This window comes from Vibrio sp. D417a, assembly GCF_030248595.1.
Lineage (GTDB): Bacteria > Pseudomonadota > Gammaproteobacteria > Enterobacterales > Vibrionaceae > Vibrio > Vibrio alginolyticus.
In genome coordinates, this window is sequence record NZ_JAHGAM010000003.1 from 234,202 (window position 1) to 249,649 (window position 15,448).

Consider the following 15,448-nt stretch of genomic DNA (forward strand, 5'->3'; position numbering starts at 1 on the left):
TATTGTAAAAAAGGTCAAGTTATTAGTGGATCATCACGTGAATATACGATTTACCATTTAATAAGCTAAAATAGTTTAATAATTTCAAATAGATAGAAAATTGATTGTTACAAAAAAGTAACATTTGATTCTGTGGGAGATAAAAAAGACCAGCATAAAATGCTGGTCAAAATAGAAAGATTGGAAGGAATTGTTTTCTTTCTTCACCGATAGCCATCGATATTGCTGATGGCTATTAGGCAATTGAAAGAGAGAAGCATGACTGCTTCGTTAAGCAGAAAGCATCAGTGAATCTGCTTTTGCTTCTAGGTTTGTGCCACCCATTAGGTAATCATCGATAGCACGGGCACATTCGCGGCCTTCATTGATACAACGAACCACCAAAGATTGGCCTGTTCGCATATCACCAGCAGCAAATACGCCTTCTTGGTTAGTAGCAAAATCTTGAGTTGCTACGTTACCGCGATCGTCTAGTGCGATATCCAGTTGAGCAAGTACGCCTGTTGGTTCAGGGTGTAGGAAGCCCATCGCTAGAAATGCCATATCACATGGAATCACACGCTCGCTGCCTTCTACTTCTTTGAAGCTTGGGCGCTCGCCTGGTTTTGCATCTTGCCAAACGATATCAGCAAGACGAAGGCCTGTGACTTCACCTTTGTCATTTCCGATGAACTCTTTGGTCAGGATGTTCCAGTGACGATCGACACCTTCTTCATGAGAGGTCGAAGTACGTAGGATCATTGGGTATTGAGGCCAAGGCATATTGGCTGGGCGCTTCTCTGGTGGAATCGGCATGATTTCCACTTGAGTTACGCTTGCTGCGCCGTGACGGTTTGACGTACCTACACAGTCTGAACCGGTATCACCACCACCGATGACAACCACATGTTTACCTTTTGCGTGAATCTCTTCCGTTTTCAGGTCCATGTTATTTGCACGGCGGTTGTTTTGACCTAGGAATTCCATTGCGAAGTGAACGCCTTTGAGCTCACGACCCGGAACTGGCAAATCACGTGGAACTGTTGAGCCTCCCGTCAGTAGAACCACATCGAATTCTTGACGCAGTTGCTGAGCATTTACATCAACACCGACGTGTTGGTTTACTTTAAACTCAATGCCAGCTTCTGCCATTAGATTGATCTTGCGATCAATGACTTCCATGCTCAGTTTAAAGTCTGGGATACCAAAACGTAGCAGACCGCCCACTTTCTCGTCTCGCTCGAATACTGTCACGGTATGGCCTGCGCTGTTTAGCTGCTCAGCAGCCGCAAGACCAGCAGGTCCAGAACCAATGATCGCCACCGTTTTACCAGTGCGAGAACGTGGTGTTTTTGGTTTGGCGTACCCTTCACGATACGCCGTTTCTACGATAGTTTTTTCGATATTACAGATAGTGATTGGGTCTTGGTTGATACCAAGAACACAAGCACTTTCACATGGAGCAGGGCAAACACGACCAGTAAACTCTGGGAAGTTGTTCGTCGAGCTTAGGATGTTCCAAGCTTCTTCCCAGCTATCACGATAAACCGCATCGTTAAACTCTGGGATGATGTTACCGATAGGGCAGCCGTTATGACAAAACGGCACACCGCAATCCATACAACGAGAAGCCTGAGTATTGATCTTGTCACCAAACTCCTCGTTCAGAACGAACTCTTTGTTGTTCTTGATGCGTTCAGCTGGGTCGATCTTCTGTGGTAGTTCACGACCATGCTCTAAAAATCCAGTAGGCTTACCCATTATACGGCCTCCACTTGAGTTTCGTTTCCTTGAGACTGTGCTTCAGCTTTACGCTTTTGAAGAACCGCTTTGTAGTCACGCGGCATTACCTTAACCATAGAGGCTAGGCTTGCTTCAAAGTTGTCTAGGAAAGACTGAGCGACTTCACTTCCTGTGAATTGAACATGCTTAGTTAGCATGTCGAGTAATAGATCTCTGTCTTCTTGCTCGATTGGATCTAGGTCTACTAGCTCTGGGTTCAGTTTTGACTCAAAGTCACCTGATTTATCCCATACGTAAGCCACGCCGCCACTCATACCAGCGGCAAAGTTACGACCTGTTGAACCAAGGATGATGGCTGCACCGCCAGTCATGTATTCACAACCGTGGTCACCGACGCCTTCTACTACTACTTTCGCGCCTGAGTTACGAACACAGAAACGTTCACCAGCCATACCGCGAATGAAAGACTCACCCGAAGTTGCACCGTAGAAACACACGTTACCAACCACGATGTTGTCTTCCGCGACAATACTTGATTTTGCATCTGGGTAAAGTACTAAGGTACCGCCAGATAAGCCTTTACCCCAGTAGTCGTTCGCGTCGCCTTCTACTTCGAACTTCACGCCCTTAGCTAGGAATGCGCCGAATGACTGACCCGCAGAACCTTTGAACTTCACGTTCATTGGCTGAGGTAGACCGGCATCTTTGTACACTTTCGAGATTTCGTTCGACAACATGGTACCTGCAGAGCGGTCCGTGTTAACGATAGGGAACTCGGCATTCACCGCTTCGCCTTTCTCGAGTGCAGGAATCGCTGCTTGAATCAGCTTACGGTCTAGCACTTCTTCTAAGTTGTGGTTCTGCTGAGCTTGGTTGAATACACCATCAGCTTCACGTGGTTGCTCAACGTGAAGAACAGGAGACAGATCTAGGTTCTTGTATTTCCAGTGAGAAACGTCTTGGCGAATCTTCAGCTTCTGACCTTGACCGACCATCTCATCGATAGTGCGGAAGCCAAGTTCAGCCATGATTTCACGTAGACCTTGTGCCATGTATTGGAAGAAGGTTACGACGTCTTCTACGCGGCCATCAAAGCGCTCGCGAAGTGTCTTATTTTGAGTCGCGATACCAACAGGACAGGTGTTCTTATGACACTTACGCATCATAATACAACCTTCAACCACCAATGCTGCGGTTGCCACGCCCCATTCTTCTGCACCGAGTAGTGTTGCCACTGCAAGGTCGCGAGGTGTCTTCATCTGACCATCCGCTTGAACCACGATACGGTTACGTAGACCGTTCTTCAGTAGCGTTTGGTGCGTTTCTGCCAAGCCAAGTTCCCAAGGAAGACCTGTATGGCGGATTGAAGACATTGGTGATGCACCTGTACCGCCGTCGAAACCTGCGATTAGTACAACGTCCGCTTTCGCTTTCGCTACACCAGAAGCGATCGTACCTACGCCTGCTTCTGATACCAGCTTCACGTTTACACGGCCTGCGCGGTTCGCGTTCTTCAAGTCGTAGATAAGCTGAGCCAAATCTTCGATTGAGTAGATATCGTGGTGTGGTGGTGGAGAGATAAGGCCAACGCCCGGAGTCGAGTGACGCGTTGCACCGATCCAGTCATCTACTTTATCGCCTGGTAGCTGACCACCTTCACCTGGCTTCGCACCTTGAGCCATTTTGATTTGCAGCTCTTCAGCGTTAGTTAGGTAGTAAGAGGTTACGCCGAAACGACCTGAAGCCACCTGCTTGATTGCAGAGCGTTCCCAATCGCCGTTCTCTTTGCGCTCGAAACGCATTGGGTCTTCACCACCTTCACCAGAGTTCGATTTCGCGCCAAGACGGTTCATCGCAACAGCTAGTGTGGAGTGTGCTTCGTAAGAAATAGAACCGAATGACATAGCGCCCGTCGCGAAGCGTTTCACGATGCTTTCAATTGGTTCGACTTCGTCGATAGAGATAGAACCTGCTGGGTTCTTAATGAATTCTAGCTGGCTACGCAGAGTTACTGCGTTGTCACCTTGTTTATCTACGGCTGTCGCGTACTGCTTGAACTGATCGTAGTTCTTGTTGCGCGTAGACTCTTGCAGTAGAGAAATGGTTTCTGGGTTGAATAGGTGCTTCTCACCACGCTGTTTCCATTGGTAAACACCACCAACATCCAGCATTTGAATTGGGATTTCGCGTTGTGGGTAACCGATGCGGTGACGGATCAGCACTTCTTTGGCGATATCATCAAGGGTTAGACCTTGGATACGAGAAACTGTACCTGTGAAGTATTTGTCTACCACGGATTTATGGATGCCCAAGGCTTCGAAGATTTGCGCACCATGGTACGACTGTAGCGTTGAGATACCCATCTTCGAGAAGATCTTCAGAAGACCGCCATTGATCGCTTTACGGTAGTTGTTGAACAGATCACGAGGGTTCGCTTCTGGATCCAACTTCTTGGTACGTTGAAGTTCAATGATGGTTTCAATCACTAGGTAAGGGTTAACCGCATTCGCACCGTAACCAAGTAGCGTTGCAAAGTGGTGCGTTTCACGCGCGTCACCAGTTTCAACCACGATGTCACACTTCGCACGTAGACCTTTACGGATCAAGTGGTGGTGTACTGCGCCAACTGCCAGCATTGCTGGGATCGCCGCGTGGTTTGAATTCACTGCGCGGTCAGTGAGTAGGATGATTGAATAACCATCGATAACCGCGTCTTCTGCGTATTGGCAGATACGTTTTAATGCACGCTCAAGTTTGCCTTGATCTTCACTAGCTTGGAATACGATATCCAACGTTTTCGCTTGTAGGTGCTCGTTATCGATCGCACGCAATTTTTCAAGCTCAGAGTTGGCTAGAACAGGCGATTCTAATTCGACTTTCTGACAGTGAAGTGGTGTTTCAGTCAGAAGGTTTTGGTCTTTACCCAAGTAAGTGTTCAGCGACATAACCATACGCTCACGGATCGGGTCGATCGGTGGGTTGGTTACCTGTGCGAACAGCTGCTTGAAGTAGTTAGAAAGATGTTGAGACTGATGAGATAGAACCGCAAGAGGCCAGTCGGCACCCATTGCTGATAATGGCTCTTTCGCGTCATTCGCCATTGGAACGATGATTTCGTTCACTTCTTCAGTGCTTACGCCAAACGCTTGTTGGCGGTGTAGAAGGTGTTCTGGCTTAGGTTGGCTGAACTGGTTGCTCGCATCTGGCAGCTTCTTCAAGCTCAGTAGGTTTTCTTCTACCCATTTCTCGTAAGGCTGTGCCGTTGCGATGGTGTCTTTCACTTCTTCATCGGAGATGATGCGACCTTGCTCTAGGTCTGCAACGAAGATACGACCCGGTTGTAGACGACCACGGAACTCTACGTTCTCTGGTTCAATATCCACAACACCAGATTCAGATGCCATCACTAGGAAGTTATCTTTGGTCACTGTGTAGCGAGAAGGGCGCAAACCGTTACGGTCTAGTGTCGCACCAACTTGAACACCATCAGTAAAACATACGGAAGCCGGGCCATCCCATGGTTCCATGATGTTCGCGTGGTACTGATAGAACGCGCGACGTTTAGGATCCATGTTTTTGTTTTCTTGCCATGCTTCCGGGATCATCATCATCAATGCGTGTGGCAGGCTGCGACCAGAAAGAACTAGGAGCTCAAGTGCCATATCGAAGTTAGATGAATCCGAGCTGCCTTCCTGACAGATTGGAAGAAGCATGTCGATTTCAGCCTGAGTAAACAGGTCTGATTCTAGGATTGCTTCACGGGCTTTCATCCAGTTCAAGTTACCGCGAACTGTATTGATTTCGCCGTTGTGGGCAATGTAACGGAAAGGCTGTGCAAGACGCCATTTCGGGAAGGTGTTGGTAGAGAAACGAGAGTGTACCAGTGCCAGTGCAGTCACCATGGTCGGGTTTTGCAGATCGAGGAAGTACTGAGGTACTTGCTCGGTCGTTAACTGACCTTTGTACACCAATGTCTTGTAAGACATGGAGTTAATGTAGAAGTCGTCACCAATGTTCGAAACGCTTTCTAGGCAAACACGTACTGTGTAGTTACGAAGCACGTACAGTTTGCGTTCTAGTTCTTCAGGTGTGATGCCAGGGCCACCAGAGATAAACACATGCTCAAACTGAGGCTCTGTGCTTAGTGGGTCTGCACCAATCATTGAGTTATCGGTTGGCAATACGCGGTAGCCGATAACTTCAAGATCTAGACGTTGTGCGTTACGTTCTAGAATGTCACGGCATTGCTCGCGTTTGTATTCGTCTTTCGGGAAAAGAACGACACCAACACCATACTTTTCAAACGAAGGCAGTTTAATGCCTAGCTTAACGGCTTCTTCTAATAGGAATTCATGAGGTTTTTGTAGCAAGATACCCGCACCATCACCGCTGCATGGGTCACAACCTTGACCACCACGGTGTTCCATGCGAGCCAGCATATCCAATGCTTGAGTCACTACTTCATGAGATTTACGGTTTTTAAGGTGAGCAACAAAACCGATACCACAAGCGTCATGCTCCAGTTCCGGAGTGTACAGACCCTGTGGATTTTGCTCTCTATCTACCATAGATACATCCTTCCAGTTCAATGTCGACGCAAAAGTACCGGGCAGCAAATACTACCTAGACTATTGATTACGTCTTGTCCTTTATATTTATTATCGCCACCGATCTAGGTTGACCGGTCTTGATTCCTTTCCGTATCTCGCAGGAAAAGTTTTGCGAGAAAAACAATCCTTGGTGGTATCCCTTTATTTATTATCACTATCTAGTGATTTATATAGGTAGGAGTGGGATAACACCGACAAATCCCGCAGTGTGCTTTGTAATAAAAGTCACAAAAATAACGGGGTTGTGTAAGTATCCTACAATTTTGTCACTTCAGAATGCAATGAAAAACTCGGCGTTGTGACCCAATTTTTTCGTTTAATTATGCATTTTTAGTTTAACATTTACGCAACATGAACGATTTTTGTCTTTAATTATGCAAGTTTATTGATTTTGACCCGCATGATGGGTGTTTGAATTGATTAATATTGTGTGTTTTTTCTTGCAGGGATGTAATTTATTTACACAGATCGTAGTGAGATTGATTACGATTTATTGTTGGTGAGAATTTATGCAGTTACATGAGTTGGTCAATACAATCGGCCAAGATCTTCAGCGTCGATACGGTGAAAAGGTTCATAAGTTAACATTGCACGGTGGATTTAGTTGCCCTAACCGCGATGGCACGATTGGGCGGGGAGGATGTACATTTTGCAATGTGGCTTCGTTTGCAGATGAAGAAGTCCAGATAAAAAGCATTCACGAACAGTTAAAAGATCGCGCAGGTGAAATTCACAGAGCGAAGAAATATCTCGCTTATTTTCAGGCCTACACCAGTACCTATGCCGAGGTACAAGTTCTCAAAAACATGTATGAGGAAGCACTAAAGGCTGCAGACATGGTTGGTCTTTGTGTGGGGACGCGTCCTGATTGCGTCCCTGATGCGGTATTGGATTTACTGTCGGGCTATGTACAGCAAGGTTATGAAATTTGGCTAGAACTAGGTCTTCAAACCGCCAACAATGACACCCTAAAACGTATCAATCGTGGTCATGACTTTGAGTGTTATGCCGAAATCACTAAGCGTGCTCGAACACTCGGAATCAAGGTTTGTACTCACTTAATTGTGGGTTTACCCAAAGAAACCCGCGCCGAAAATATTGAAACGCTGCAAAAAGTGTTGGCCGTGGGAACGGATGGCATCAAGTTACATGGCTTGCATATTGTCGAAGGTAGCACCATGGCGAAAGCTTGGCGTGCTGGAAAGCTAGAAGCCCCTGAATTAGAAGAATATGTTGCGATCGCCAGTGAAATGATTCGTATGACACCACCAGATGTGATTTATCATCGCGTTTCATCAGCAGCCAGGAGGCCCACGTTATTATCGCCTCTGTGGTGTGAAAACCGTTGGCTAGCGATGACGGAAATTGGTCGAGATCTCAGTGCTCATGGTGCTCAAGGGAGTCTTACGGGGAATACCTTTATCTATACTAAACCGGAATTAATAGCAGATCGCTCAATAAATAACTGATATATTTTAACCAGTGTTCTTTGAAGGTTTAAACGATGGATCAGTTACTCAATTGGCTTTGGGGTGGTCAAGGCGGTTATGGCTATGTCGTCTTGTTGTTAATCGCAGGCGTGTGCGCGTTAGCACTGATCTATTTGCACTTTCAGACGTCACTTAAGCAACTAGTAACGGATTCTCCCTATCCAGTCATAGTGGTGGACACTAGCCATGCTCAGCTCTTGCTATCTAACCAGGCTGCGATGCAGTTATTAGGCATTCGCTCTTTGGGAACGGGGTATTTGTATCCTGCTTTATTCGATATTCATGAGCTTGAGCAGTTTCTCGAGCGCTTCTCTAGTCGTCATTTTCGTCAGCAGGCTTTTGACTGGCGACTATCTGATAGTGAATCTATTAAAGTGGAGCTGTCAGGCAGAAAGAGTTTATTGCGCAATCATCGAGTTTGGATTCTTTATGCTCAGCCATATCAAGCCACTCACCAAGAGCAGCAACAAGAACTTGCCCAATTAATCATCGCACGTTCGGCATTAGACTCACTTTCAGAGCTAATTTGTACCCAAGACCGCCAAGGCAATCTGTTAACGACCAATCGAGCATTTGATCAATTCTGGCAAGGGCGAAGGGAAGAAGCTTGCGCATCCAAGGCCTTGGGTGAGATGACCAGAAAGAGCGAACGTAAATGGACAACGGATCCACAAGGTCGAAGTTGCTTATTGGAAGTCAATCAAAACTCTCTTGTTTCGCCGAGTGGTGAGCTTATCGGTACGCTGTCTATTAGTCATGACGTGACTGAATGGCACAAGATGCAACAGAATCTGCGAGATGAAATGGAGCGTCGCAAAGATACAGAGGTGGCGCTAGCGCAAAGAGATACTATCTTACAAACGATTCTGGATGCCAGTCCGGACTCTATTGGTATTTTCAATGAGAACATGGTCTATCAAGCGTGTAATCAGCCTTTTGTTAAGGCGTTAGGCATTTCAAAAATTTCTGATTTGATAGGTAAGCGCCTCCAAGACGTGATTCCTAAAGAGATGTACGCGCGCTTAGCAGACAGTGACTTAGAAGCATTACGCCAGTTAGAGCCAGTTCGATACATAGATAAAGTCGTGAGTAGTGATGGTAAAAGTACGTGGTTTGATGTGGTGAAATCGCCTTTTAAAGATAAAGCATCAGGAACGAATGGTGTGCTGATCATGGCGCGTGATATTTCTGAGCGTTATCTTGCAGAACAAAAGTTGGAAAAAGCCAACCTAGAGTTAGAAAAATTGAGCTTTATGGATAGCTTAACTCAAGTATCGAACCGACGCCGTTTCGACGAACAACTGCAGGTATTGTGGTACCACCATGCTAGAGAAAAGCTGCCGCTCACCATCATGTTATGTGACATCGACTTTTTCAAAGATTACAACGACTGCTACGGTCACCAACAAGGTGATGAAGCGTTAGTCAGTGTCGCTACCGTGTTTACACAAGTCATCAATCGTTCTTCGGATTGTGTTGCGCGTTATGGTGGCGAGGAGTTTGGTTTTATATTGCCGAATACCACCACGGAAGGTGCGCGCAACGTAGCGCAGCGTATTCATGAGAAAATTCTACAGCTTGATATGGAACACGACAGTTCAGAAGCATCTGAACGCCTTACCGTCAGTATCGGTCTGGTCTCTTACATTCCTCAGCATGGTGATGAACCCGAAATGGGCATCGCTATGGCTGACAGTGCGTTATATCAAGCTAAAGCTGATGGACGTAATCGCACCTGTATTCACCCCAGTTCTTGCTAACGCTTTGTGACCGCTTGCTCTAAGTTGATAGCTGATTGTTTAAATCACCGTATTAAACACGTTAAACTTACAGAAGCCTGTGCGCTCGTTGGTTTATCTTTCTATCTCGTGTCACAAGCGCAGATCGCACCGTGTGTTTTTCACTAATCAAACAGACCTAAATTGCGTTAGGTCGAGTGCATTTACCTGTTTTTCATCATCGAATGGCGCTATCTAGCCACCACCATGGAGTAGTTAATGAAACCCATGAAAAATCTCGCCCAGTATTATGTCGACTTGCTAGTCAAACTGGGGATTGTTCGCTTCTCTATTTTGCTAGCCCTTGCGCTGGTGGCATTAGCTGTTGTGGTGCAGGTAGGGATTACTTTAGCTCTTAAAGGGCGAGTAGATGATATCGACATTGTCCGTTCGGTGTTTTTTGGTCTATTGATCACCCCTTGGGCGGTTTACTTCCTCTCTGTGGTTGTCGATCAACTAGAAGAGTCTCGCCAGCGTTTAACTAAGCTGGTGTCCAAACTGAAGGACATGCGTTCGCGAGATCAAGAGCTGAATTACCAACTTCAACAAAACATTGAAAAGCTTAACCAAGAAATTGAAGAGCGTATTAAAGCGGAAGAAGCACGTGAAGAGGCGATGCAAGACCTCGAAAATGAGGTGTTCCAACGCGAACGTACTCAATTAGAGTTGGCAGAACGTACCGCATTACTGCGTTCATTTATTGATGCCTCACCAGACTTAATTTACTACCGCAATGCGGATGGTGTTTTCTCTGGCTGTAACCGCGCGATGGAAGAGCTAACGGGCAAGAAAGAGCACCAGTTAGTCGGATTAAGCCCTTGGGATGTGTATAGCAAAGAAATCGCCGAGCATATCGTTGATACTGACCAAAAGGTTTTTGCCGATAATCAAGCGATTACTTACGAGCAATGGCTCGAATACCCAGATGGTCGCAAGCATTACTTTGAGCTGCGTAAAGTGCCATTTTACAGCAAAGATGGCCGCCACCTTGGTCTCGTTGGGTTCGGTCGTGATATCACTGAACGTAAGCGCCATGAAGAGTCGTTAGAGAAAGCAAGCCGCGACAAAACTACCTTCATCTCAACCATCAGTCATGAGCTGCGAACGCCGCTGAATGGCATTGTAGGCTTAAGTCGTATGCTTCTAGATAGTCCGTTGACAGAAGAGCAGCGTAAACACATGCAGACCATCAATGTGAGTGCGATTACGCTAGGTAACATCTTCAACGATATTATCGATATGGATAAATTTGATCGCCGTAAGTTAGAACTATTACCTGCGCCACTTAACTTCGAAGACTTCGTCGCAGAGATTGAGAGTATCTCAGCTCTGATGGCGGAACAAAAAGGGTTACGCTTTGATTTAGAACGTTTAAGCGACTTGCCAAAAGCAATTGAAGTGGATGCAACCCGTCTACGTCAGGTGATTTGGAACCTAGTCAGCAACGCAATGAAGTTCACCAAAGAAGGTGGCGTTGTGATGACAGTGAGTGCGGATGTCGAAGACGATTTTGCGACCATTATTATGGAAGTGGAAGACACAGGTATTGGTATTCCAGACGAAGAGCTAGATAAGATCTTTGCGATGTACTACCAAGTGAAATCAGGCAAGGACAACCTGCATGCGGTCGGTACAGGTATTGGTTTGGCGGTATCTAAGCAACTGATCAATATGATGGATGGTGACATTACGGTTACCAGTGAGGAAGGCTTTGGTAGCACTTTTACTGTATCGATCCACGTTCCGATTGTTGAACTAGCTGAGCCAGTCATTGATGCGAAACGCGACAATGTGCGCCTCAACATATTTATGGTCGAAGACATCGAGCTTAACGTAACTGTGGCTAAATCGTTACTAGAGAGCCTAGGGCACTCTGTCACCGTGGCAATGACGGGCCAAGAAGCGTTAGTGAACTTTGTGCCAGAAAAATACGACTTAGCGTTGTTGGATATCCAACTGCCTGATATGACGGGCTTTGATGTCGCCAATTATTACCGCAAGCATTATAACAATCTTCCTCCATTGGTCGCCTTAACTGCTAATGTAATGAAAGATCGTCGTGAATACTTAGATAACGGCATGGATGATGCGATCAGTAAGCCGCTGGCAGTGAATGCTATTCAGTCAGTGATTGATAAATTCTTCGCTCACCAGTTAGAACAACCTAAGGAAGTGGTGAGCGGTCCCGAAACAGTGGAAGAGCCAGTGCCTTCTCCTGTGATTGAGACACATTTGCTCGATATGGATATGTTAGAGTCTTACGTCGACATTGTTGGTGCAAAACCTGTCTACGACAGCATAAAAATGTTTGAAGATATGATGCCAGACTATATCGATGTCTTAGATTCGAACATGACAGCGAAAGATCAAGATGGGATTGTTTCTGAAGCGCATAAAATCAAAGGTGCTGCAGGTTCAATTGGCCTGAAACGTATCCAAAGTGTGGCGCAAAAAGCGCAATCGCCCGATATGCCAGCATGGTGGGAAAACATTTCAGACTGGGTTGAAGAGATCAAAAATGAATACCAAAACGATATTCAAGTCCTCAAAAGTTGGTTGGAACAAAGGAAATAACATGAAAAGAATCGCACCATTGGCATTAGCCATGGCATTGATGGCAGGCTGTAGTTCCGTTCCAAATGTGAATTGGCAACAAAACAGTCAGATTACGATTAATGAGGTTAATGTTGAGCTCAAAAGTAATTTATGGGTGAACCTCATGCCGAATATTGGGGACGTGGAAGAGCAAAGTATTCAAGGTGCACTTTACCTCGAAGGAGATCAGTTACTTCCTGCAAATCTAACGGCAGAAGCTCTTATTATTAAACAGGGGCAAAAAGAGTGGTTGGTGGACAGTGCGTCTTTAGATACTCGAACGCACAGTGAAAGCCGATGGGAGGTGGCGTTCTCGTCTTATATTGATGTGAACACAGAAAAATCGGTTGATGTCGCAGTGCTTCTAGACGATGCGGGTAAACAGCGTTGGTTAGTCGAAAAGTACGTGAAGATTAACAAGGTTTATTAACCGCAATGATGTTGCATTAGTCGTTAGACCTAAAACAAAAAGGGCTTGCTCAATGAGCAAGCCCTTCGCATATTAGCGGTTAAATCTAGTCTTCTAGATCGCCACAGAAGCGGTAACCTTCGCCGTGGATAGTGGCGATGATTTCTGGCGTACCTGAAACAGACTCAAAGTGCTTACGGATACGACGAATCGTTACGTCTACAGTACGGTCGTGTGGCTTAAGTTCACGACCAGTCATCTTCTTAAGAAGATCTGCACGAGTTTGAATCTTACCCGGGTTCTCACAGAAGTGCAGTAGTGCGCGGAACTCAGAGCGAGGTAGCTTGTAGCTATCACCAGCAGGGCTTACTAGAGAGCGGCTGTTGATGTCTAGTACCCAACCGTTGAATTCATACTTTTCTACCGAGCGCTTCTCTTCTTGCACCGCGTTAGAGCTCATTGAGCGACTAAGTAGGTTACGTGCACGAATAGTTAGTTCACGTGGGTTGAATGGTTTAGTGATGTAGTCATCTGCACCAATCTCAAGACCTAGGATCTTGTCTACTTCATTGTCACGGCCTGTCAGGAACATTAAAGCAATGTTCGCTTGCTCGCGTAATTCACGCGCTAGTAGAAGGCCATTCTTGCCTGGAAGATTAATGTCCATAATAACCAAGTTGACTGAGTTATCAGACAACACTTGGTGCATCTCTTCACCGTCACTGGCTTCAAAAACAGCGTATCCCTCTGCTTCAAAAATACTCTTAAGAGTGTTACGAGTTACTTGCTCATCTTCAACGATAAGAATCTGCGGGGTTTGCATTGGCGGTACCTAAATTTGTGACAAAATTGTGCTAATAGAATAAATTCTAGGCAAAAATATAACATACAGGTAATGTGATTTTGATAATAAATCAAGTTGATCAAAAAAACACTTCTTTCAGTTATCCGCCCTCCATGGAATTTTGCCAACTCACCAGTATCCAATGGCGACGTTTATTCTAAAGGGCTTGTTTACCTTTCATTTCCTGCTTTCAGTGGGGCCTGAAACGTAAACACCCTAAGATATTGAGCGGATTTTATATTGTTAACAGCATGCTAACAATGCTCAAATGTTAATTCCATTCAGTTTGTTGATTTATATCAATTGATGAAATGTAACTGTTATTAATCGTTTAAGACTTATGATAGAAAAAAGTAATACGAACATAGACTCATCGTTATGGAATGCTTATTCAGAATCTTTTTTCAGATTCGAAGCCGAGTGGCGTGTTTCAAACTATGCTGTGATAACCGCTTGGAACCCATACAGTAACTTGAGGTCCAAAGAAGAGAACAGCATAAACAATCACGCGTTAGAAAAACAGCTACAGCACGTTAATTACGCGCCTGTCACGGTAGGTGATAGCGCTTTTACATGGTATGAGGAAAGCTTTGCCGTCGAGTTGTCGCCAGAGGTAGCCGTTGAATTGGCGAATGACTTTCAACAAAACGCGATTTATTACGTCATTAATGACCAACTTTATCTTATTGCGTGCTCGCAGCCGAAAGTTTTTCATACGTTAGGCTCCATTAAACCTCGGCTCGTATAGAAGGTATAGAAAAGGATACTGCTCACTGAAGCATCGCTTGGGTGAGAAAATTCACGGAGGAAATATGAGAGACATTACACCCGATATTTGTGACCAATTTGAAGACCAAGTGAGCTTGCTTACTTTACCATTGCAGAACTTTGGTCAACGTAGCGCTTTTTACGGTGAAATCGTTACGGTGCGCTGCTATCACGATAACTCGAAAGTGCGTGAAGTACTGGGCGAAGATGGAACGGGTAAAGTATTGATTGTTGACGGACATGGATCGTGTCAGAGAGCATTACTCGGCGATCAATTAGCGATACTCGGAATAGAAAATGGGTGGGAAGGCATCATTGTCTATGGTGCAATACGCGACGTAGCACAAATATCTCAAATGGACATTGGCGTTCAAGCTCTTGGCACTAACCCGTTTAAAACAGAGAAGCGTGGGATAGGAGAGGTAAACGTAACCTTAACGATGCAAAACCAAATCGTTCAACCTAAGCACTACGTTTACGCGGACTGGAACGGTGTATTGATTTCTAAGCAAAAGCTGGACTTCTAAAAACGAAAGCCTAGACCAACTTCAAAGCCTTGTTGCCAATCTTGGTAATCAAGAGTCGCGTGAAGATCCAGTTTATCGGTAATTTTTACGCGACTTGAGACTTCAGCCGCGAGGCTACTGTCGTCTTGGCGAATACCTTCCGCTGTTTCGTTCTTGTAAGAGCGAACTGTACTTTTCAGCGTGACACGATCATTAAAGTGATAGCTGATCCCACTCAAAAAACCACTTTGATTTTGGGTAGGAGAGTTATTGACTCGTGCACCGACATAAACGTCTACCGAATCAAAAAGTTCGTAAGCGTAACCCGTATCGATATTCCAAACATCAAAACTGTCAGACTGATAACTGTCGCTGGAAATGAATAGTTTATGAGGAGAAGGGGATGTTTTACCTGGAAGCGGCGGAAGCTCGTTGGCTAGACAAACACCAGGCACAAAAAACAGCAACAGAAAAAGCCATCTTTTCATGTTCACCACTCCTTGTGTCAACTTTTTTATTAGTATGCGCCCAAAGCTTCTCACTATTAAAGCATAGAATATGAAAGCTAGCTCACCTATTTTCTAAATAATTCGATCCTATGAACATAAGTCACAGTTAAGTTGTTGTTATGTGTCACAACCCTCTCGAATTATTTGATCGTACGTTTTATGGCAAAGATTAGACTAGTTATTAGATAAAAAACCGAACTGGTGATGATAGTTAAGT

10 protein-coding genes are annotated in these 15,448 nt (G+C 45.3%); 6 read left to right on the plus strand and 4 right to left on the minus strand.

Going from position 1 to position 15,448, the window contains the following annotated elements; genetic code table 11:
• Window positions 1-270: 270 nt before the first annotated feature.
• Together KI742_RS03400 and gltB are read right to left on the minus strand one after the other, a co-directional pair.
• Window positions 271-1,740, minus strand: coding sequence for a glutamate synthase subunit beta (locus KI742_RS03400; RefSeq protein WP_138938955.1), 1,470 nt, complete (start codon window positions 1,738-1,740; stop codon window positions 271-273).
• Window positions 1,740-6,290, minus strand: coding sequence for a glutamate synthase large subunit (gene gltB / locus KI742_RS03405; RefSeq protein ID WP_047102029.1), 4,551 nt, complete (start codon window positions 6,288-6,290; stop codon window positions 1,740-1,742). The genes KI742_RS03400 and gltB overlap by 1 nt, the downstream gene beginning before the upstream one ends.
• Window positions 6,291-6,841: 551 nt before the next feature.
• On the opposite strand from gltB, the gene KI742_RS03410 reads away from it, so the two are divergent.
• The 4 genes from KI742_RS03410 (at window position 6,842) to KI742_RS03425 (ending at window position 12,625) form a co-directional block, all read left to right on the plus strand.
• The gene (locus KI742_RS03410; protein ID WP_017633631.1) at window positions 6,842-7,801 is read left to right on the plus strand and encodes a TIGR01212 family radical SAM protein; all 960 of its coding nucleotides are present in this window, start codon (window positions 6,842-6,844) and stop codon (window positions 7,799-7,801) included.
• 35 nt (window positions 7,802-7,836) lie between these two features.
• Window positions 7,837-9,582 carry a GGDEF domain-containing protein gene (locus tag KI742_RS03415; protein WP_025768422.1) on the plus strand — a complete coding sequence of 582 codons (1,746 nt, stop codon included), beginning with the start codon at window positions 7,837-7,839 and terminating at the stop codon, window positions 9,580-9,582.
• Window positions 9,583-9,819: 237 nt separating this feature from the next.
• A complete protein-coding gene (arcB, locus tag KI742_RS03420; RefSeq protein ID WP_005381826.1) occupies window positions 9,820-12,174 on the plus strand; it encodes an aerobic respiration two-component sensor histidine kinase ArcB in 2,355 nt (784 codons plus the stop codon).
• Between the two features lies 1 nt (window position 12,175).
• The gene (locus KI742_RS03425) at window positions 12,176-12,625 is read left to right on the plus strand and encodes a hypothetical protein (RefSeq protein WP_115385735.1); all 450 of its coding nucleotides are present in this window, start codon (window positions 12,176-12,178) and stop codon (window positions 12,623-12,625) included.
• An 85-nt stretch (window positions 12,626-12,710) separates the two neighbouring features.
• On the opposite strand, the gene arcA is transcribed toward KI742_RS03425, so the two are convergent.
• Complete coding sequence (gene arcA, locus KI742_RS03430) at window positions 12,711-13,427, minus strand: two-component system response regulator ArcA (RefSeq protein WP_005381824.1); 717 nt, start codon at window positions 13,425-13,427, stop codon at window positions 12,711-12,713.
• A gap of 361 nt (window positions 13,428-13,788) precedes the next feature.
• Between arcA and KI742_RS03435 the strand changes: the two genes are divergently transcribed.
• A complete protein-coding gene (locus KI742_RS03435) occupies window positions 13,789-14,196 on the plus strand; it encodes a DUF3293 domain-containing protein (protein WP_238844411.1) in 408 nt (135 codons plus the stop codon).
• A gap of 64 nt (window positions 14,197-14,260) precedes the next feature.
• Complete coding sequence (locus KI742_RS03440; RefSeq protein ID WP_005381822.1) at window positions 14,261-14,743, plus strand: putative 4-hydroxy-4-methyl-2-oxoglutarate aldolase; 483 nt, start codon at window positions 14,261-14,263, stop codon at window positions 14,741-14,743.
• Here KI742_RS03440 and KI742_RS03445 read toward each other — a convergent pair.
• Entirely contained in the window at window positions 14,740-15,210 is a 471-nt protein-coding gene (locus KI742_RS03445) for a hypothetical protein (protein ID WP_047102035.1), read from the minus strand. The two genes, KI742_RS03440 and KI742_RS03445, sit on opposite strands and share 4 nt — an antisense overlap.
• Between the last annotated feature and the right edge of the window lie 238 nt (window positions 15,211-15,448).